This is a genomic window from Pseudomonas sp. LBUM1666, assembly GCF_059695775.1.
Genome location: NZ_CP166789.1, coordinates 983,398 through 1,003,378 on the forward strand (window position 1 = coordinate 983,398; position 19,981 = coordinate 1,003,378).

Sequence of the window (19,981 nt, forward strand, 5' to 3'; positions counted from 1 at the left end):
AACTAAAACTGCATTTCAACAATGGATGGGAGATGTCTCATACCCCATCCGCCAACTAACGGCCCGCGTCGCAGCCAACAACCGCTGCGCCGCCGGGCCGTTTTCATCGGCGTGAAACAATGACGCCGGGCCGACAATGGTCATCACCGCAGCAACATGCCCGACAGCATTGAACACCGGCGCCGACAAAGCATCGACCCCCGGCATCAGCAAGCCATGCACATGATGCAGACCGCGTTCGCGAATCTGTTCGCATAAGGTCGCATAGGCCCGATCGTCTGCCAGCGCGTGAGTACTGCCGCTTTGCAATTCCTGCTCACGCAAGTCCACGGTTTCACGCTTCGGCAGATAGGCGCCGAACACCAGGCCTGTGGACGAGCTTAACAGCGGCAACACCGAGCCCAATTGCGTCACCACCGTCACTGCACGTACCGCCGGTTCAATATGCACCACGGTCGCGCCCTGATTGCCCCAAACCGCTATAAAGCAGGTCTCGTTCAACTCATCACGCAATTCGGCCAGGGGCAGGGCGCCGACTTTCAGGACGTCCATACTGTTGAGTGCGGCGAGTCCGACGCGCAAGGCTTCGCGCCCCAGGCCGTAATGGTTGGTGGCAGCATTCTGTTCAGCAAAACCGCTGGCAATCAGCGCCTGCAAATAGCGGTGAACCTTGCTCGCCGGCATCTGCACGTGTTCGGCCAGACGCGACAACGAGGTCGATGGCGACAACTCGGCCAAGGCTTTGAGGATGTCAGTGCCGACCTCGGCCGAGCGGACTTTCTGTTTATCGTTGCTGCGCGGCGTTTCCATGGAGGCGGTCTGATCCCGGGACGAATGGGCGTCTTTATAGCTTGACGGTCAATACCAATCAAATTACGTTAAGCGTAATCGAATTACGATAAAAATAACCCGGGCGTGCCGAGACCTCTTGAATGGAGCGACAGGCCATGCCTACTTCCTGTTCAGGAGGCTCCATGAACCTCGATTCAACGGCGCCCGAGCTGGCTTATCAGTCCGGCTTCGGCAACGAATTCAGCAGCGAAGCGTTGCCCGGCGCACTGCCCGTCGGCCAGAACTCCCCGCAAAAAGCCCCGTACGGCCTCTACACCGAACTGTTCTCCGGCACGGCATTCACCATGCCGCGCAGCGAAGCGCGGCGCACGTGGATGTACCGCATTCAGCCGTCGGCCAATCACCCGTCGTTCGTCAAACTGGATCGGCAGCTAGCCGGCGGTGCGTTGGGTGAAGTGACCCCCAACCGTCTGCGCTGGAATCCGCTGGACATCCCGACCGAGCCAACCGATTTCATCGACGGGCTGGTTAGCATGGCCGCCAACTCGGGCGCGGAAAAACCGGCCGGGATCAGCATCTATAGCTACCGCGCCAACCGCTCCATGGAGCGCGTGTTTTTCAACGCCGATGGCGAACTGCTTCTGGTGCCGGAACTGGGGCGCTTGCGCATCGCGACCGAATTGGGCGTGCTGGAACTGGAGCCACTGGAAATCGCCGTGCTGCCGCGCGGTCTGAAATTTCGCGTCGAACTGCTCGACCCGCAAGCTCGCGGCTATATCGCCGAAAACCACGGTGCGCCGCTGCGGCTGCCGGACTTGGGGCCTATCGGCAGCAACGGTCTGGCCAACGCTCGGGACTTCCTGACGCCGGTCGCGCATTACGAAAACCTCAAGCAACCAACCACCCTGGTGCAGAAATTTCTCGGCCAGTTGTGGGGCTGCGAGCTCGATCATTCGCCACTGAACGTGGTCGCCTGGCACGGCAATAACGTGCCGTACAAATATGACCTGCGCCGTTTCAACACCATCGGCACGGTCAGTTTCGACCATCCGGACCCGTCGATTTTCACCGTCCTGACGTCGCCGACCAGCGTCCCCGGTCTGGCCAATCTCGACTTCGTGATCTTCCCGCCACGCTGGATGGTCGCCGAGAAAACCTTCCGGCCACCGTGGTTCCACCGCAACCTGATGAACGAATTCATGGGCCTGATCAAGGGCGAGTACGACGCCAAGGCCGAAGGCTTCGTGCCCGGCGGTGCGTCCTTGCACAGTTGCATGAGCGCCCACGGCCCGGATGGCGAAACCTGCACCAAGGCGATCAACGCCGAACTCGCGCCAGCGAAAATCGACAACACCATGGCGTTCATGTTCGAGACCAGCCAGGTGCTGCGCCCGAGCCGCTTCGCCCTGGATTGCCCGCAACTGCAAAACAACTACGATGCCTGCTGGGCCACGCTGCCCGCCACTTTCGACCCGACCCGGAGATAACCCATGACTCAGACTTCCATCACTCGTAGCTGGGTTGCCTCCGCCAACGGCCATGCTGATTTCCCTCTGCAGAACCTGCCGCTGGGCGTGTTCAGCGTGAAGGGTTCGGCACCGCGCAGTGGCGTGGCCATTGGCGAGCATATCTTTGATCTGGAGGCCGCACTCGATGCCGGCCTGTTCGATGGCGTCGCAAAAACTGCAGTCGAAGCCACCCGTGGCGGTCAGCTGAACGCGTTCTTCGAACTGGGTCGTGACGCTCGCGTTGCCCTGCGCGAACGTCTGCTGGAACTGTTCAAAGAAGGCAGCACCCTGCACGGCAAGATCGAAGCCCAAGGCGCAAAACTGCTGCCACTGGCGGCGAATTGCGAGATGCACCTGCCAGCAAAAATCAACGATTACACCGACTTCTACGTTGGCATCGAGCACGCGCAGAACGTCGGCAAACTGTTCCGTCCGGACAACCCATTGCTGCCGAACTATAAGTACGTGCCGATCGGTTATCACGGCCGCGCTTCGACCATTCGTCCGTCCGGCACCGACGTTCGCCGTCCAAAAGGCCAGACCCTGCCAGCCGGTCAGACCGAGCCGACGTTTGGTCCGTGCGCACGTCTGGATTACGAACTGGAGTTGGGCATCTGGATCGGCCAGGGCAATGAAATGGGTGACTCGATCGCCATCGGTGACGCTGCCGATCACATCGCCGGTTACTGCCTGCTCAACGACTGGTCGGCGCGTGACATTCAGGCTTGGGAATACCAACCGCTGGGGCCGTTCCTGTCCAAGAGTTTCATCACCAGCATCTCGCCTTGGGTGGTGACTGCCGAAGCGCTGGAGCCGTTCCGTCGCGCTCAGCCGGCACGTCCGGAAGGCGATCCGCAGCCGCTGCCGTACCTGTTCGACAAGCGCGATCAAGCGGCGGGTGCCTTCGACATCGAACTGGAAGTGCTGTTGCTCACCGAAGGCCTGCGCGAGCAAAAACTGCCGGCCCATCGCCTGACCCTCAGCAACACCCAACATATGTACTGGACCGTGGCGCAAATGGTCGCGCACCACAGCGTCAACGGCTGCCAGTTGCAGGCCGGTGACCTGTTCGGTTCGGGCACCTTGTCGGGGCCGGAGAACGGTCAGTTCGGTAGCCTGCTGGAAATCACCGAGGGCGGTAAAAAGCCGATCGAACTCGCGTCCGGCGAAGTGCGTAAGTTCCTTGAGGACGGCGACGAAATCATCCTGCGGGCTCGCTGCACCCGCGAGGGTTTTGCCTCCATCGGTTTCGGCGAATGCCGCGGCAAAGTGCTGCCGGCGCGCTAAGAGGATCGGGTCATGGAACTCTATACCTACTACCGTTCGACTTCGTCCTATCGGGTGCGCATTGCGTTGGCGCTCAAGGGGTTGGATTACCAGGCGCTGCCGATTAACCTGATCGCACCGCCAGGTGGCGAACATCGACAGCCGCCGTATCTCGCCATCAATCCGCAAGGCCGGGTGCCGGCCTTGCGCACTGACGAAGGCGAACTGCTGATCCAGTCACCGGCGATCATCGAGTACCTGGAGGAACGTTATCCACAGGTGTCGCTGCTCTCCAAAGACCTCGCCGCTCGCGCCCATGAGCGTGGTGTAGCGGCGGTGATTGGTTGCGACGTGCATCCGCTGCACAACGTCAGTGTGCTCAACAAGCTGCGGCAGTTGGGGCACGATGAACCGCAAGTGGTGGAGTGGATCGGGCACTGGATCAGCCAAGGATTGGCGACGGTGGAGCAGTTGATCGGCGATGAGGGTTATTGCTTTGGTCCGACGCCTGGGCTGGCGGATGTTTACCTGATCCCGCAGCTGTACGCGGCCGAGCGCTTCAGCATTTCACTTGAGGCCTATCCACGGATTCGTCGAGTGGCGGCGTTGGCGGCGACGCATCCGGCGTTCATCAAGGCGCATCCGGCGAACCAGCCAGACACTCCTTAACACCTCACACCGAACCAATGTGGGAGCGGGCTTGCTCGCGAAGAGGGTGTGTCAGTCGACATCAATGCAGCTGACACATCGCTTTCGCGAGCAAGCCCGCTCCCACAAGGGATCAATGGACGATGGAGTTAGGCGGCAGGTGCCCTAATCGTTCAGTCAGGCGAATCCGCTGAATCGGGTCGTCACTAAGCAGCAGGGCATGCTCCAGGTCAAAGCGCTCGGCGTTCGGGCAGTCCAGCCGTTGATAGAGGCTGGCCCGGGCCAGGTAGTCGGAGGCGCTGGCGTTGCCCAGTTCCAGCACTCGTTCGGCGTCGATCAGGGCGCCGATGTAGTCATCGATGGAAAGGTGTAACTGTCGCAGGTTGCGCGACAGCCGCTGTAGCATTTGCACCGGCTCGGCGGTGAGCAAATGCTCGGCGCCAAGCTTCATGTTCGGGCCGTACTGGCGTTGCAGCAGTTCCCGGCAATCGTTGGGGTACAACCGACGTCCGCCGCATGGGTCGAGCAGGTGATCGGCGCCCGGTACCCGCAGCAGGAAATGCCCGGGGAAGTTGACTCCTGCCATGGGAATTTCCAGACCTTTGGCCAGTTCCAGGGCAATCAATCCCAGACTCAGCGGCTGCCCGCGTCTGCGTTCCAGCACTTTATTGACCAGCGCGACTTGCGGACGCAATGGCGTGGAGTCGTCCTGAGCGAATCCCAGGTCATTCATTCGCCGTAACAACGGCTGGGCCAACTCGCTCACCGGCAACATCGGCAAGCCATAACTGACCCGTTGTTGCAGGTCCTTGAAGTCTTTCAGCACCGCCTCGGGATTGACCTCACTGTCGTGTTCGGCGGCAATCCACAGCGCCGCCTCGAACAGCGCGGGCGGTGAACGTTGCAGACAGTCGAAAAAACGTTGGCGGGGGGTCATCAAAATCTCCGGGTAATGCCTCGTTTTAGCCCCGTCTCCGCCATTCGTCCAGTGCCGAACATAGGCGGTTACAGGTTATGTCCGAAAGTCTGCATGGCGGCGTCGCTTATTCCGGTGCGCTTCTGCAATTTTCGGGCGCAAGCCTATACTGGCGACTACAAGAAGTGATTCGGGAGCCCTACGATGTTCGCTCTCATGCAAAGCACTCGCCTTGAATCCCTGCATCTGAGCGTTGACTCGGTCACCGGGTTGAAGGCGGTCATTGCCATTCATAACAGCCGTCTGGGACCTGCCCTGGGCGGGTGTCGTTACCTTGCCTATCCCAGCGACGAGTCCGCCGTCGAGGATGCGGTGCGCCTCGCCCAAGGCATGAGTTACAAGGCGGCGCTGGCCGGCCTGGCTCAGGGCGGCGGCGTGGCGGTGATTGTTCGCCCGGTCCATGTGGAAAACCGCGCCGCGCTATTCGAAGCCTTCGGGCGCTGCATCAATCAGCTCGACGGCCGCTACATCACCGCCATCGACAGTGGCACCTCGGTGGCGGACATGGATTGCATCGCCCAACAAACCCAGCACGTCACCAGCACCACCTCGGCGGGCGACCCTGCACCGCACGCGGCGATGGGCGTGTTCACCGGTATTCGTGCCACCGCCATGGCCCGGCTGGGCAGCGATAACCTCGAAGGCCTGCGAGTGGCGATTCAAGGGCTCGGCAACGTTGGTTATGCCCTCGCCGAACAGCTGCATGCTGCCGGTGCCGAACTGCTGGTCAGCGACATCGATCACGGCAAGGTCCAACTGGCGATGGAGCAACTCGGCGCCCATCCGATCGCCAACGACGCGCTGCTCAGCACCCCTTGCGACATTCTCGCGCCCTGCGGCCTCGGTGGCGTGCTCAACAGCCACAGCGTGACGCAATTGCGCTGCGCGGCGGTCGCCGGTTCGGCGAACAACCAACTGACCCATCTGGAAGTCGCCGATCAACTGGAGCGGCGAGGCATTTTGTATGCGCCGGATTACGTGATTAATTCCGGCGGACTGATCTACGTCTCGCTCAAGCACCGTGGCGAAGAGCTCACGACCATCACCGCGCACCTGTCGAAAATCAGCTCCCGGCTGACCGAAGTCTTCGCCCATGCCCAAGCGGAAAAACGTTCGCCGGCGCGGGTGGCTGACGAGTTGGCGGAGAAAGTGCTGTATCGATGAAGGAGTGAGGGCCTATCCGGCAGACTTGCTCCCAAGGCCTGGCGCCACAAACGTCAGGCTGGACTGACGCACGCTGACACGGCGTGCCAGGAGCCCCTGTGATGCCTCACAAGGTTGAGCTGCCTTACACCCGATTTTTATCCCCTGACGGCCAATTGCTCGGCGAACTTCCTGCCTGGGCCGATGATTTCAATTTGCTGACGCGCCTTTATCGGCAGATGGTCCTGACCCGCCTTTTCGATCAGAAAGCCGTCGCCCTGCAACGCACCGGGCGCATCGGCACTTATGCGCCGACATTGGGCCAGGAAGCCATTGGCGTCGCCGTCGGCAGCGTGATGCACACCGAAGACGTGCTGATTCCGTATTACCGTGATACCGCCGTGCAGTTGATGCGCGGGGTGCGCATGGAAGAAATTCTCCTGTACTGGGGCGGCGACGAACGCGGCAGCGACTTTGCCGAACCGGCGGCGGCCCAGGATTTCCCGATCTGTGTGCCGATTGCCACCCAGGCCCTGCATGCCTGCGGCGTCGCCAGCGCCTTTAAAATCCGCGGCGAGCATCGGGTCGCCGTCACCACCTGCGGTGACGGCGCTACCAGCAAAGGCGACTTCCTAGAAGCCCTCAACGTTGCGGGTGCCTGGCAGTTGCCGGTGGTGTTCGTGGTCAACAACAACCAATGGGCGATCTCGGTGCCACGGCGAATCCAGTGCGGCGCCCCGACCCTGGCACAGAAAGCGATCGGTGCCGGATTCCACGGTGAGCAGGTCGACGGCAATGACATGCTCGCGGTTTACGACCGAGTACAAGTGGCCCTCGAAAGGGCGCGTCACGGTAAAGGCCCGGTGTTGCTGGAATGCCTGAGCTATCGCCTCGGCGACCACACCACCGCCGACGATGCCACACGCTACCGGCCGGCAGACGAGGTCAAGCAAGCCTGGCTCGAAGAACCGGTCAAACGCCTGCAACGTTTCATGGTTGGGCAGGGCGTGTGGGACGAAGGTCGCGAACAGGCGCTGATCAGCGAGTGTCAGGGGCTGGTGCAGCGCGCTGTGGATAACTTCGAGGCGACGGGTATTCAGGCGCCCGAGTCGGTCATGGATCACGTCTACGCCCAATGGCCGGCGTCCCTCGCCGGGCAACGTGAAGAGTTGCTCGAAAGGGCGGCGCGCCGCGCGGGAGATTCGAGCCATGAGTAACGGCAAAGTCACGTTGCTGGACGCGGTGAATCTCGCGCTGCATCGGGCAATGAGCGAAGACGAGAACGTCATCGTCCTCGGTGAAGATGTCGGGGTGAACGGCGGCGTGTTTCGCGCTACCCAAGGGCTGCGCGACAGCTTTGGCTTCAAGCGAGTCATCGACTCGCCGCTGGCCGAAACCATGCTCGGCGGACTGGTGGTCGGCATGGCCGCTCAGGGCCTGAAACCGGTGGTGGAAATTCAGTTCATGGGTTTCATCTACGCCGCCATGGAACACCTGGTGTCCCACGCCAGCCGCATGCGCAATCGCACGCGCGGGCGGATCACGTGCCCGATGGTCATGCGCACGCCGATGGGCGCGGGGATTCGCGCGCCAGAACATCACAGCGAAAGTACCGAAGCACTGTTCGCGCACATTCCGGGTCTGCGGGTGGTGATCCCGTCATCGCCCGCCCGGGCCTATGGTTTGTTGCTGGCGGCCATTGATGACCCTGATCCGGTGGTGTTTCTCGAACCCACCCGACTCTATCGCATGAACCCGCAAACGCTGGTGGATGACGGTAAACGCCTGCCGCTGGACAGCTGTTTCACCCTGCGCGAAGGCAGCGACATCACGCTGATCAGCTGGGGCGCCAGCGTGATGGAAACCCTGCAAGCCGCCAGCGCATTGGCCGAGCGAGGTGTCTCGGTGGAAGTGATTGATGTCGCGAGTATCAAACCGCTAGACCTCGACACGATGGAAGCCTCGGTGCGCAAGACTGGTCGCTGTGTGATCGTCCACGAGGCACCGCGCTCCTGCGGCGTCGGCGCGGAAATCGCCGCGAGCCTCTACGAGCGGGTGTTGCTGGAATTGCAGGCGCCGATCCAGCGGGTTACCGCGCCGGACATTCCGCCGCCGCTGTATCGACTGGAGTCGCTCTATATGCCGAACGTCGAGGACATTTTGCTGGCCTGCGACAACGTTCTTCACTTTGCCTGAACCCAAGGAGGCTGCGATGAAATATTTCAAACTGCCGGATCTGGGCGAAGGTTTGCAGGAGGCGGAAATCGTCCGCTGGCACGTCGCGGTCGGCGATAACGTCAAGGCCGACCAACTGCTGGTGTCGGTAGAAACTGCCAAGGCCCTGGTGGATATCCCTGCACCCTATGACGGCGTTGTGGCAAAACTCTACGGCAGCGAGGGCGACATCATTCACGTCGGTGAACCGTTGCTCGGTTACGAAGGTGAAGCCGACGCGGGCACTGTGGTCGGGCTGCTCGAAGGCGGCGGCAGCAGTCAGGAGGATTCGTTTTTTATCGGTGCCGCACCTTCGACTCGCGAGCATCTGGCGACCCGTGCTACGCCGGCCGTGCGGCAATTGGCCCGGCAACTCGGCGTGGAGTTGAGCGGGTTGTCGGGCTCCGGTCACGAGGGGCTGATCACCCGTACGGATGTGGAAAACGCGGCTCAAACTGAACTGGATCGCTTCGGCGGCGAACGGTTGCGCGGTGTGCGGCGCAGCATGGCGCTGAACATGGCCCGGTCCCATGCCGAAGTCGTGCCGGTGACGATTTTCGGTGATGCTGACCTGCATCGCTGGGGTCAGGCCCGCGAACCGCTGATTCGTCTCGCCAAAGCGATGGCGGCTGCGTGCGCCGTGGAGCCGGTGCTCAACAGCGCCTTCGACGGCAAAACCCTGTCGCTCAAACAACACGAACGGCTCGATCTGGGCATCGCCGTGGACACCCCGGACGGCTTGTTCGTGCCAGTGCTGCGTGATGTCGGTCATCGCACCCCGGCGGACTTGAAGGACGGCGTCATGCGATTAAGGGCCGACGTGCAGGCGCGATCGATTCCACCCAAGGAAATGATGGGGGCGACCCTGACGTTGTCGAATTTCGGCACCTTGTTCGGCCGCTACGCCAACCCGGTGGTGGTGCCGCCGCAAGTGGCAATCCTCGCCGCTGGCGCGATCCGTGACGAACCGGTGGCGGTCGATGGCGCGGTGGTGGTGCATCCGGTCCTGCCGCTGTCCCTGACTTTCGATCATCGCGTGGTGACCGGCGGCGAGGCTGCGCGGTTCTTCAAGGCCTTGGTCGAGGCGCTGGAACGTTAGTATCCGGCCAAATCACCTTCCGAACTCCAGCTTTAAGGGCGATGGTGTCCGCGTATTTTAAGCGGACGCGATCACCCTTATCGCGAGGGTTTTCATGCGCCTACGAAGCTCTTATCTCAAATCGTTCAAGGGCCAGGTTGTTCAGGATTGACTGCAACCCGGAGCAACCATCTCCAACGCTGCCATCAGCCACGGCATCAATGCCAACGTCATTCGCAAGTGGATGCCGCTCCACCGGGGTCAGCCAGCAGCATCGCTGCCGGCTTTTGCGGCATTCGGCATGCCCCGAAGTCAAAGTGGATAGCGAGCAGCTTCAGGCCTTATGCTGGGGCTGCCCTAGGCAGCGAGACGGTGCGGTCGGCTCGATCACAGTGCTTTGACGCCTTCCGGTAGCCCATCGGTTTATCGCCGCTGATCGCCTGCTCTGGCACAATCAGCGGCATGACGTCCTCACCCAACCTCGACCAGATGACTCCGGAACAGCTGAATCCGGCCGTGGGCACTTGGGCGCTCGAACTGGTTGTTTGCCGGGTCGTTACGCAGCGGCAAACGGGCGGCGGCGATCATGAGCCTGATCCAGTCGGCGCGGATGAATGGGTATGACCCGTATGCCTATCTTAAAGATGTGCTGATGCGGCTGCCGACACAGCGAGCAAGTGAGATCAGGGCAACTGCTGCCGCATCAGGTGGCGGCAGAAACCACGTAATCCCCCGATGCTTTGGGACTTACAAGGATGGCGCAATTAACGGAGTAGTCATAACGATGATTTTGGTTGTGGAGGGTATCAGCGCCAGTGGGAAAACCACTTGGTGCGCTAAGCATGGAGGGCAACATGTCATTCCTGAAAACGGCCGTTTTGAAAACGAGCCGGATCGGATAAAGGATCCAGTCGGAGCAGCAACTTTTTGGGCAGAGCGAAACGTGGATCGCTGGCAAACGGCGCTGGCCATGGAAGACATTTCTTCGTGGGCTTTGTGTGACAGTGACCCTCTCAAGCTCCACTACATTTGGAGTCTTTGGCAGATCGGCGAGGCGAGCGAACACGACTGGCGAATAGAGTTGGACGCCACAAGAGAAACGATCGCACAAGGACGTATTGGCTTTGCTGACTGTTACATTGTTGGCCGCATAGATCCTCAGCTCGCGCGCGAACGAGCCAAAGCAGACACCACCCGCCGACGGAGTAGATTCGAGCTACACGTGCGCCTCCAACAAGCTCTGCTGACCTGGTACTCAGCTATGAATGAAGCGCTTCCCGGCAAAGTGCGATTCGGGTTTCCTTCAAAAATGCCCACCGTAGAAAACCTTGATGGAAGATATTCGGTAACGGCCTTTGATCAAATGATCGCATCGCTCCCCAAAAAATAATCAGCCCTCTTGCCGACAGGGATTTGAGAGGCTGATGCAGAGAACGTGAATTGACGTGAAAGCAATGTATAGGCGTATTAGCCAGCCGCTTACGCTGGAACAACTCGAAGCCTGACTTTTTGCAGGCATGAAAAAGGCCCTGAGTCTTTTGACTCAGGGCCTATTCAATTCGGGCGTTGCTTACTTGGCAGCCTTGGGGGCTTTAGCCGGCTTGGTCGGCTCAGCGCTCGCGACTTCAACAGGTGAAGGCGCCTCAACAGGTGCAGCCTTTTCCACGACTTCTGCAGGCGCATTCAGCAGTTCGGACAACGCGTCCGGCTGGCTCTTGAACGCCTTGGCGAACACATCGCGGTTCTTCGCCATGTAGATCCCGGCTTCTTCCACTTGCTGTTCGGTCAGGGACGGAACGGCTTTTTGCAACACTTCAGCCAGCAATTCGGCCAGTTCGAGCATTTTGTCATGACGGTCAGCTTCGGCTTTATCCATGAACAAGCGCTCCAGATCTCGGCTGCTGCGGTATACCACTTCGACGGCCATTCACCACCTCACATGCCTTCACATTAAGTTGTCTTATTCGACTACTGTATTTATATACAGCGAAAAGGATAAGCGAATCCCTGCGCTTTGGGTAGTGGCTTTTTAATGTAGACCGAAATCAGGGTTTGTCAGCCCGATCAGCACCCACCGGGTGCGACCAAACGCCACGGAGCGCGTTTTAGAGCATCTCGCCATCATGTTGCAGGCGCCTCTGGCCTTTTTTCTGCATGCAGAACAACCGTCACGTCAAACCCGCATCATCCGCTCGAACCGAGCTAAGGAAGAATCATCGTGAAAATCAACTGGGCCGAGAACCTGCGGCAGAACGTGCATCAACTGGCCGAGTCCCTGGGCAACCTGTTCGTCGAGACCTTCCACTACCTGGCGCTGTTCGCCATCGGTGCCGTCACCGCGTGGGCGGCGGTGATGGAATTTCTGGGGATGATCGAAGAAGGGCACATCAAGATCGATGACATCTTGCTGCTGTTCATCTACCTGGAACTGGGGGCGATGGTCGGGATTTACTTCAAGACCAATCACATGCCGGTGCGTTTCCTGATCTACGTGGCGATCACTGCGCTGACGCGGCTGCTGATCTCCAACGTCTCGCACCACAATCCGCCAGATATCGGCATCATCTACCTGTGCGGCGGGATTCTGCTGCTGGCGTTTGCGATTCTGGTGGTGCGTTACGCTTCGTCGCAATTCCCTTCGGTGAAGATCGAACACCCGCAACGCAAAATCGGTGCGGGTTCCGGTGAGCATCCTGAAGTCGAGAAGGGCGAGATTTAAAGCCGCATGGCTGGCCGGCTGTGACCCTTGACGCGTGGCGGCGGCAGGCTGTGATTGTCGCCGTCGGTCATGGCTTCGAGGATGGCCACGGCGCTGTGGCCCTGTTCGATGGCGATGCCGAATTGAATGCTTTGCACCAGGCGTTTGAGGCGCTGGGGGTCATTGCGTTGTTCGGCGCTGATCATCCGTTTGGCGACCACGTGACCGCTGTTGGACAGGGTCAGCATGATGCTGCCATCCAGACCCTGAATGCTCAGGTTGATCTGATAATCCGGTGCAAAAGCATCGGTAATGAGCTGAAAAGGGTTGTCCATGATGCGTTACCGCCTGATTGAACGTGCAGTTGTTGACCCGCCGTGATCGGGATTAGTTCGCAACACCAGACCACCGGCACGTTGCTCGCTGAGGTTTTCAACAGTCCTTTTGCCTCTGGAGTGTCATAGCAAGGGGCATGCCGGAAAAATTGTCGAACAATAGACGCGGCAAAAAAGAGGCGGGCACTGTGGCCCGCCTTCTTTTTGCCTGCCCGTTTCAGGGCATGAATGAGTAGATGATCGCAGACAGTGCAATCAAACCGATCAACACCACAAACACGTTCGAGACCTGACCCGAATACTGGCGCAAGGCCGGCACGCGGCGGATGGCGTACATCGGCATCAGGAACAATAGGCACGCGATGATTGGCCCACCGAGGGTTTCGATCATGCCGAGGATGCTCGGGTTGAACGTCGCCACGGCCCAGCAGCTGAGGATCATGAACAGCGCAGTCACGCGGTTCAGCCAGCTCGCTGACATCACCCGGCCACGGCCGCGCAGGCTTTTCACGATCAGCCCCTGAAAGCCTTCACTGGCGCCGATGTAATGGCCGAGGAAGGACTTGGTGATCGCCACCAGCGCAATCAGCGGCGCAGCGTATGCGATGACCGGCGTCTGGAAGTGGTTGGCCAGGTACGACAGGATCGAGATGTTCTGCGCCTTGGCAGCCGCCAAATCAGCCGGGGACAGGGCCAGCACGCAGCTGAAGCAGAAGAACATCACCGTCACCACCATCATCGCGTGGGCGATGGCGAGGATGCCGCTGCTTTTGCGTTCGGCCTGTTCGCCGTAACGCTGTTTCTGATCGACGGAGAAGGCGGAGATGATCGGCGAATGGTTGAACGAAAACACCATCACCGGGATCGCCAGCCACAACGTCTTGAAGAACAGCGGCATCGGCATGCCTTCGCTAGCGGTGGCGAAGAACGCGCCGTTCCAGTTCGGGATCAGGCTCAAACCGAGCAGCAGCAACGCCGCGACAAACGGGTAAACCAGCACGCTCATGCATTTGACGATGACGCCCTGACCGCAACGGACGATCGCCATCAGACCGAGGATCAGCACCAGCGACAGAATCGCCCGCGGTGGCGGGGCGATGTGCAACTGATGCTCCATGAAGCTGCTCAAGGTGTTGGTCAGCGCCACGCTGTACACCAGCAGAATCGGGAAGATCGCGAAGAAATACAGCAGCGTGATCAGCTTGCCGGCACCGATGCCGAAGTGTTCTTCCACCACTTCGGTGATGTCCCCGGAACGCCCGGACAACACGAAGCGGGTCAGGCCGCGGTGGGCGAAGAAGGTCATCGGAAACGCCAGCACTGCCAGAATCAGCAGCGGCCAGAAGCCACCCACGCCGGCGTTGATCGGCAGGAATAGCGTGCCGGCGCCGATGGCCGTGCCATAAAGGCCAAGCATCCAGGTGGTGTCGTGTTTACTCCAGCCTTTGTGGGTTATTTCGCTATTGCGTGTCAGGTCTACAGCAGGATTATCGGCAGCAGGTGTACGTACATCGGTCATCGTTTGGCCTCGTTATTGTTCTTGCTAGGGCTCACGTGTTCCGGACGGTCAGGCAGGCAGTTTGAAAACTACTGCGCGCTGGGCGACTTCGTCGCTACGCAGGCAATACTGCGTTAAAAACAGGCGCGGACTGCTCATTTACAACCCGTAAACTCCGCGTCCTTGCCTGTTTTTGCCTTGTCTTGCCTTCGCTCGCTACGTTTTCAAACTACCTGCTTCGGAGTGCTCCTCAGCACTCCACCCAGCTAACAGCCAGGCCGCCCCGTGAAGTCTCTTTGTATTTGTCGTGCATGTCGGCGCCGGTATCGCGCATGGTGCGGATCACCCGGTCCAGGGAAATGAAGTGTTTACCGTCGCCGCGCAGGGCCATTTGCGTAGCGTTGATCGCCTTCACGGCGGCGATGGCGTTGCGCTCGATGCACGGCACTTGCACCAGGCCGCCGACCGGGTCGCAGGTCAGGCCGAGGTTGTGTTCCAGGCCGATTTCGGCGGCGTTTTCCAGTTGCTCGGGCGTGGCGCCGAGCACGTCCGCCAGCCCTGCGGCGGCCATGGCGCAGGCGGAGCCAACTTCGCCCTGACAGCCAACTTCGGCTCCGGAGATAGACGCGTTTTTCTTGCAGAGGATTCCTACGGCCGCAGCGCCCAAAAAGAACGCCACTACGTCATCGTCCGACGCGTCCGGGTTGAATTTCATGTAGTAATGCAGCACCGCCGGAATGATCCCCGCTGCGCCGTTGGTCGGTGCCGTGACCATGCGCCCGCCCGCTGCGTTTTCTTCGTTCACGGCGAGGGCAAACAGGTTGACCCACTCCATGGCCGACAGCGTGGAGGTGATGACATTCGGCTTGCCGATTTCCAGCAGGCTGCGGTGCAATTTCGCCGCGCGACGCGGAACATTCAGACCGCCGGGCAGGATGCCTTCATGGCGCAGCCCTTGCTCAACGCATTCGCGCATCACCGACCAAATGTGCAGTAGGCCCTGACGGATTTCGGCTTCGCTGCGCCAGGCCAATTCATTGGCCATCATCAACTCGGAAACGCGCAGACCGTGCAGGTTGCAGAGCTTGAGTAGTTCGGCGGCGCTGGAAAAATCGTACGGCAGCACCACATCGCTGGTGGGCGCGATGCCGGACTCGGCTTCGGCCGCTTCGATGATGAAACCGCCGCCAATCGAGTAGTACGTTTGCTCCGACAACTCGCCGGTTTCGCCGAAGGCTGTCAGGGACATGGCGTTGGGGTGGTAGGGCAGGCTCTCGTCGAGCAGCAGGAGATCGCGTTGCCAGTTGAAGGCGATGGTCGCTTTGCCTGCCAGAGACAGTTCGCCGGTTTCGCGCAGGGTCTGGATTCGGCTGTCGATGCTGGTCGGGTCGATGCTGTCCGGCCACTCGCCCATCAGGCCCATGACGCAGGCGCGGTCGGTGGCGTGACCGACGCCGGTCGCCGACAGCGAGCCATAAAGTCGGATTTCTACTCGCCGTACGTCGGCCAGCAATTGATGGTCAATCAGGGCTTGGGCGAAGGTCGCGGCGGCGCGCATCGGGCCGACGGTATGGGAACTGGACGGACCGATGCCGACTTTGAAGAGATCGAAAACACTGATAGCCATGCTAAAGCCTATACAAGCAATGGAAGAGAAATCGCTGCCATTTTTGTAGGACAAGCGCAATGTCGGCGATACTGCCTACCTCGGTCCTACGTGACCAACGAAACTTCCTAAGACAGCCTTTAGCAGGACTAAACAATGAGTCGCCAATTGCACGCCCAGACTTACGTCTGGCTGCACGTGTTTTCCTGTGCCGCGCGGCACTTGTCGTTCACCCGATGCGCCGAAGAACTGCACATCACGCCGGGTGCGGTCAGTCAGCAAATCCGACAGCTGGAAGAGCGACTGGGCTTTCGTCTGTTTCATCGTCGCGCTCGCGGCGTGGAATTGAGCGCTGAAGGCCAGCGACTGGCCATCACGGTCAACGAGGCTTACGGCAGCATCGATGCGGAATTGCGACGACTGGACGCCGGAATGATCAGCGGGATTTTGCGGGTGCGCTCGATTCCATCCTTCCTGAGCAAGTGGCTGACCCCCCGTCTGCCGCGCTTGCAGCAGCGCTTTCCGGACATTCAATTGCGCCTGGTGGCCGAGGACAGCAGCGTGCCATTGCACGAAGGCGACTTCGATTTGGCTATCGACCTGAATGACGGCAGCTATCCCGGTTTGTTATCCACAACCTTGCTCGATGAACAGATATTCCCGGTTTGTGCCCCAAGCCTGCTGCGCGGCCGGCCGCCACTGCATGGCCCGGCGGACCTGATGCATTTCCCGTTGCTGCACGACATTACCGCCTGGCGCGGCAGTTACGAGTACGCGGAATGGGAGTTTTACCTCAACGCCATCGGCTTCGAAGGTGCGGACGTGCGGCGCGGGCACACCTTCAATCGCAATCACCTGACCATCGAAGCGGCGATTGCCGGCATGGGCGTGGCGATTGCGCGGCGAACCTTGCTGAATGACGAGCTGGAGCGAGGGACGTTGATCGTGCCGTTTGGCCTGGCGGTGCCCAATCACAAGCGTTACGTGCTGCTCTATGCGCCAGGGGCGCTGAGCCATCCGGGCGTGCGTGCGGTGCATGACTGGCTGGTGGAGGAGGCGGGGATATTTCGAAGCCTGCATCCGCTGGCGGAGCGGCAGATGTGAGCAATTGTGACAAAAGAGTCAGGCGACCCAACTCCCGACCTTAACAGCGCTTTTGCTCCTTGTCCGGCTTTTTTTGCGTACGAAAATTTATCTTTTTTTAGGGGTTGAATTGTTCTGCGAGCAGACCGATTGTGTAAGTAAGAGGTCACGGTGATGACGCCCAAGGGCCAGCCGATGTGCCTCTCGCGAGCTAGCTGAAATAAGGGATGAACTATGCAAATCCAAGTCAACAGCGATAACCATATTCAAAGCAGCATCCGACTGGAGGAGTGGGTACGTACTACCATTGAGAGCACGCTCGAACGTTATGAAGAGGACCTGACACGCGTCGAGGTTCATCTGCGGGACGAGAACGGCGACAAGCCCGGTCCCCATGACATGCGCTGTCAGCTGGAAGCGCGGCCAAAAGGCCACCAACCGATTTCTGTCACCCATAAAGCCGCAAACCTGGAACTGGCGATCGACGGTGCGGCCGAAAAACTTGAACATGCGCTTGAACACCTGTTCGGCAAACTGCGGGGCAAACCACGTGCCGCTGTCGTGCCGTTCGAGAGAGTCGCAGCCGATGCGCTGCTGGAAGACGAATTTCTTGAGAACGAACAGGCTGCGCAAAACGGTTGAAGCCTGATTAATTTTTTACCTTTCCACTACTGAAAACGGGCCTGCTTATGCAGGCCCGTTTTGGTTTGTGCTGATCGTTCCCACCCTCTGCGTGGGAATGCAGCCCGGGACGCAGAGCGTCCAATGAGGCATTCCTTTGCTGCGCGTGGGAACGCTCATTTGGACTGCCGTAACAACGATCCCGTCGGATCTCTTTTGCACATGAGAATATTTATCATTAGTATTGCGACCTTGTTGGCTCCGTGACATTCACGAGGCCTCACCCGTTTCAAGGTCGAAACATGAAAGGCAAAATCACCGCGCTCCCCGTTTCCTACCGACTGGCCGTCACTTCCCGAGTGCTGGCCGCTGTGCTGGGGGGTTACCTCGTCGCGGCATTGGCCAGTGTCAGCCTGACAATGTGGCTGCCCTTGGCTCGCGGCGAAGCGGTGGTCACCGGGATGATGACCTCGTTTCTGGTGTATCTGGTCGCCGTACTTTGGTGCTTTGCCTGTCGCAGTGCGTGGCAAGCCTGGTTCGGATTGATCGTGCCGAGCGTGGTTTTGACCGCTGTGTCGGGGCTGGCCTACTGGATGGGCCACTCATGAAGGAGGGCTTTCGACAGGCCATGGCCTGGCTGCACACCTGGGCCGGGTTGATCTTCGGCTGGCTGCTGTTCGCGATTTTCCTGACCGGCACGCTCGCCTATTTCAAGGATGAGATCAGCCACTGGATGCAGCCGGAAATTCCCGCCCGTTCGGTGTCCTCCGAAGCCAGTCTGACCCTGGCCCAGCACTACCTTGAGCAGCACGCCGCGGGCGCCTCGCGATGGCTCATCGATTTACCGGATGCTCGCGAACCCGGGCTGTCGGTGAGGTGGCAGCAAGCACCGGCCAAGCCCGGCACGCGCGGTCAATTCATCGAAAAACGCCTCGATCCGCAAACCGGCGCAGAAGTGCAGGGCCGGGACACCCGCGGTGGCGAGTTCTTTTACCGCTTCCACTTTCAGTTGCAGATGCCCTATCCGTGGGGTCGCTGGCTGTCGACCATCGCAGCGATGGTGATGTTCGTCGCGCTGATCAGCGGGATCATCACCCACAAGAAAATCTTCAAGGAATTCTTCACCTTCCGCCCGCGCAAGGGCCAGCGTTCCTGGCTCGACGGGCACAACGCGGTGGGCGTTTTGGTGTTGCCATTTCATTTGATGATCACTTACAGCAGCCTGGTGATTTTCATGTCGATGGTGATGCCGGCGAGCATCCTTGCCGCGTACAAAGGTGATGTCGAGGCGTTTTACGATGAGGTATTTCCGGCGTCCAATACGCCCGACATGGCAGGCAAACCGGGCCAGTTGGCGCCGTTGGCACCGCTGCTGGAACGGGCCAGCGAGCAGTGGTCGGGCGGGCGAACCGGGTGGCTGACGGTGAACAATCCGGGTGATGCGAATGCCTCGGTCATTCTTGCGCGTGACGGCGCCGACCGAGTGGTCCACGACTTTGGCAGCGCTGTGACATTCAACGGCGTGACCGGGCAGCTACTCAGCACGACGCCAAAGCAAGCACTACCCATGGCGATTGCCGGTAGTTTCTATGGCTTGCACATGGGCCATTTCGCCGGCCCGGTGTTGCGCTGGCTGTACTTCATTTGTGGCTTGGCCGGCACCGCGATGATCGGTACCGGGCTGGTGATCTGGCTCGGCAAGCGTCAGCTCAAACATGTGAAGAGCGGTGTGATGCCGTTTGAGTTGCGACTGGTGGAAGTCCTGAACATCGCCAGCATGTCGGGGTTGATGGTCGCGGTGGCGGCGTTCTTCTGGGCCAATCGATTGCTGCCGGTCGGAATGGCCGGGCGGGCGGATTGGGAAGTGAACAGCTTCTTCATCGTCTGGGGCTTGAGTGTGTTGCACGCCATGGTCCGCCGTGGTCGCGCAGCGTGGGTCGAACAGTTGGCGCTGGCGGCGTTGCTGTTCTGTGCGGTGCCGCTGCTGAACGCGTTGACCACGCCTTATCACTTGGGCGTCACCCTGACGCAGGGCGATTGGGCCATGGCCGGTTTCGATCTGACGTGCCTGGGCAGTGGTCTGTTTTTCGCGTGGGCTGCGTGGAAAATGCAGCGCGCGGGGCAGCCTGGAATCGTCACCCGACCGCGGGCGAAATCGATAATGCTTGAGCAAGAGGCGCACTGAATGTTCCTGGCCTTGTTGCTGTGCTATGGCGGTTTCACCGCGCTCTGTTTATCGATGGATCGGCATCACGCCGAACTGTTGGGGCGCAAGCCCTCGGCCCGTCGTCGCCAAGGGATGAAACTCAGTGGCTGGCTGTTGCTGGCGTTATCACTGTGGGCCGCGGTGTCGTCGACGGGTTGGGGGCTTGGATTGGTGGAGTGGTTTGCAGTATTGATGCTCAGCGCTTTGCTGCTGGTGTTGTTGATGCCGTATCGCCCGCGCCTGGCCCTGGTGTTGGCCGGTTTGAGTCTGCTCGCCAGCCCCGTTGCCGTGTTTGCAAAGGGCTGACCT

19 protein-coding genes and 2 pseudogenes are annotated in these 19,981 nt (G+C 60.0%); 15 read left to right on the forward strand and 6 right to left on the reverse strand.

Going from position 1 to position 19,981, the window contains the following annotated elements:
• Positions 1 to 15: 15 nt before the first annotated feature.
• Positions 16 to 810, reverse strand: coding sequence for an IclR family transcriptional regulator (locus ACA056_RS04330; protein ID WP_497270745.1), 795 nt, complete (start codon positions 808 to 810; stop codon positions 16 to 18).
• Between the two features lie 164 nt (positions 811 to 974).
• Here ACA056_RS04330 and hmgA point away from each other — a divergent pair, with 164 nt between their 5' ends.
• Genes hmgA through maiA form a run of 3 tightly spaced genes read left to right on the forward strand, consistent with a single transcriptional unit; the run spans position 975 to position 4,235 of the window.
• Positions 975 to 2,279 (forward strand): homogentisate 1,2-dioxygenase, encoded by a 1,305-nt coding sequence (gene hmgA, locus ACA056_RS04335; RefSeq protein ID WP_497270747.1) that lies wholly within the window; start codon positions 975 to 977, stop codon positions 2,277 to 2,279.
• A 3-nt stretch (positions 2,280 to 2,282) separates the two neighbouring features.
• Positions 2,283 to 3,587, forward strand: a complete 1,305-nt coding sequence (gene fahA / locus ACA056_RS04340) for a fumarylacetoacetase (protein ID WP_497270749.1) — start codon at positions 2,283 to 2,285, stop codon at positions 3,585 to 3,587.
• 12 nt (positions 3,588 to 3,599) lie between these two features.
• A complete protein-coding gene (maiA, locus tag ACA056_RS04345) occupies positions 3,600 to 4,235 on the forward strand; it encodes a maleylacetoacetate isomerase (RefSeq protein WP_497270751.1) in 636 nt (211 codons plus the stop codon).
• Positions 4,236 to 4,347: 112 nt separating this feature from the next.
• Here the strand turns inward: maiA and ACA056_RS04350 are convergent, their stop codons facing one another.
• Positions 4,348 to 5,151 carry a SirB1 family protein gene (locus tag ACA056_RS04350; RefSeq protein WP_497270753.1) on the reverse strand — a complete coding sequence of 268 codons (804 nt, stop codon included), beginning with the start codon at positions 5,149 to 5,151 and terminating at the stop codon, positions 4,348 to 4,350.
• Between the two features lie 183 nt (positions 5,152 to 5,334).
• Between ACA056_RS04350 and ACA056_RS04355 the strand changes: the two genes are divergently transcribed.
• The 6 genes and pseudogenes from ACA056_RS04355 (at position 5,335) to ACA056_RS04380 (ending at position 11,015) form a co-directional block, all read left to right on the forward strand.
• Positions 5,335 to 6,354, forward strand: a complete 1,020-nt coding sequence (locus ACA056_RS04355; RefSeq protein WP_282479929.1) for a Glu/Leu/Phe/Val dehydrogenase family protein — start codon at positions 5,335 to 5,337, stop codon at positions 6,352 to 6,354.
• Positions 6,355 to 6,455: 101 nt separating this feature from the next.
• Positions 6,456 to 7,550: a pyruvate dehydrogenase (acetyl-transferring) E1 component subunit alpha gene (gene pdhA / locus ACA056_RS04360; RefSeq protein ID WP_497270755.1), complete on the forward strand. Its 1,095-nt coding sequence runs from the start codon at positions 6,456 to 6,458 to the stop codon at positions 7,548 to 7,550.
• Positions 7,543 to 8,529, forward strand: coding sequence for an alpha-ketoacid dehydrogenase subunit beta (locus ACA056_RS04365; protein WP_497270757.1), 987 nt, complete (start codon positions 7,543 to 7,545; stop codon positions 8,527 to 8,529). Before pdhA ends, ACA056_RS04365 begins: the two co-directional genes overlap by 8 nt.
• A 16-nt stretch (positions 8,530 to 8,545) precedes the next feature.
• Positions 8,546 to 9,646: a dihydrolipoamide acetyltransferase family protein gene (locus ACA056_RS04370; protein WP_497270759.1), complete on the forward strand. Its 1,101-nt coding sequence runs from the start codon at positions 8,546 to 8,548 to the stop codon at positions 9,644 to 9,646.
• Positions 9,647 to 10,133: 487 nt separating this feature from the next.
• Positions 10,134 to 10,353 (forward strand): annotated as a pseudogene (locus ACA056_RS04375) (transposase domain-containing protein); the annotation flags it as partial.
• Between the two features lie 56 nt (positions 10,354 to 10,409).
• Entirely contained in the window at positions 10,410 to 11,015 is a 606-nt protein-coding gene (locus tag ACA056_RS04380) for a hypothetical protein (protein ID WP_497270761.1), read from the forward strand.
• Between the two features lie 282 nt (positions 11,016 to 11,297).
• On the opposite strand, the pseudogene ACA056_RS04385 reads toward ACA056_RS04380, so the two are convergent.
• Positions 11,298 to 11,552 (reverse strand): annotated as a pseudogene (locus ACA056_RS04385) (YebG family protein); the annotation flags it as partial.
• 291 nt (positions 11,553 to 11,843) lie between these two features.
• Here ACA056_RS04385 and ACA056_RS04390 point away from each other — a divergent pair.
• On the forward strand, positions 11,844 to 12,344 hold the full coding sequence (locus ACA056_RS04390; RefSeq protein ID WP_283183010.1) for a phosphate-starvation-inducible protein PsiE: 501 nt from the start codon (positions 11,844 to 11,846) through the stop codon (positions 12,342 to 12,344).
• On the opposite strand, the gene ACA056_RS04395 is transcribed toward ACA056_RS04390, so the two are convergent.
• The 3 genes from ACA056_RS04395 to ACA056_RS04405 all read right to left on the reverse strand — a co-directional run bounded on the left by ACA056_RS04395 (position 12,341) and on the right by ACA056_RS04405 (position 15,783).
• Positions 12,341 to 12,658 carry a DUF3509 domain-containing protein gene (locus ACA056_RS04395; protein ID WP_497270763.1) on the reverse strand — a complete coding sequence of 106 codons (318 nt, stop codon included), beginning with the start codon at positions 12,656 to 12,658 and terminating at the stop codon, positions 12,341 to 12,343. The two genes, ACA056_RS04390 and ACA056_RS04395, sit on opposite strands and share 4 nt — an antisense overlap.
• A 217-nt stretch (positions 12,659 to 12,875) precedes the next feature.
• Positions 12,876 to 14,177 (reverse strand): serine/threonine transporter, encoded by a 1,302-nt coding sequence (locus tag ACA056_RS04400; protein WP_497270765.1) that lies wholly within the window; start codon positions 14,175 to 14,177, stop codon positions 12,876 to 12,878.
• A 229-nt stretch (positions 14,178 to 14,406) separates the two neighbouring features.
• Positions 14,407 to 15,783: an L-serine ammonia-lyase gene (locus ACA056_RS04405; protein WP_497270767.1), complete on the reverse strand. Its 1,377-nt coding sequence runs from the start codon at positions 15,781 to 15,783 to the stop codon at positions 14,407 to 14,409.
• Positions 15,784 to 15,918: 135 nt separating this feature from the next.
• Between ACA056_RS04405 and ACA056_RS04410 the strand changes: the two genes are divergently transcribed.
• The 5 genes from ACA056_RS04410 (at position 15,919) to ACA056_RS04430 (ending at position 19,978) form a co-directional block, all read left to right on the forward strand.
• Positions 15,919 to 16,866, forward strand: a complete 948-nt coding sequence (locus ACA056_RS04410; protein WP_008150625.1) for a LysR substrate-binding domain-containing protein — start codon at positions 15,919 to 15,921, stop codon at positions 16,864 to 16,866.
• 213 nt (positions 16,867 to 17,079) lie between these two features.
• Positions 17,080 to 17,487, forward strand: a complete 408-nt coding sequence (locus ACA056_RS04415; protein WP_008150614.1) for an HPF/RaiA family ribosome-associated protein — start codon at positions 17,080 to 17,082, stop codon at positions 17,485 to 17,487.
• A 281-nt stretch (positions 17,488 to 17,768) separates the two neighbouring features.
• Positions 17,769 to 18,074, forward strand: coding sequence for a DUF3649 domain-containing protein (locus ACA056_RS04420; protein WP_497270770.1), 306 nt, complete (start codon positions 17,769 to 17,771; stop codon positions 18,072 to 18,074).
• Positions 18,071 to 19,651: a PepSY-associated TM helix domain-containing protein gene (locus tag ACA056_RS04425; RefSeq protein WP_497270771.1), complete on the forward strand. Its 1,581-nt coding sequence runs from the start codon at positions 18,071 to 18,073 to the stop codon at positions 19,649 to 19,651. Before ACA056_RS04420 ends, ACA056_RS04425 begins: the two co-directional genes overlap by 4 nt.
• On the forward strand, positions 19,652 to 19,978 hold the full coding sequence (locus ACA056_RS04430) for a DUF3325 domain-containing protein (protein ID WP_134096652.1): 327 nt from the start codon (positions 19,652 to 19,654) through the stop codon (positions 19,976 to 19,978).
• Positions 19,979 to 19,981: the final 3 nt, after the last annotated feature.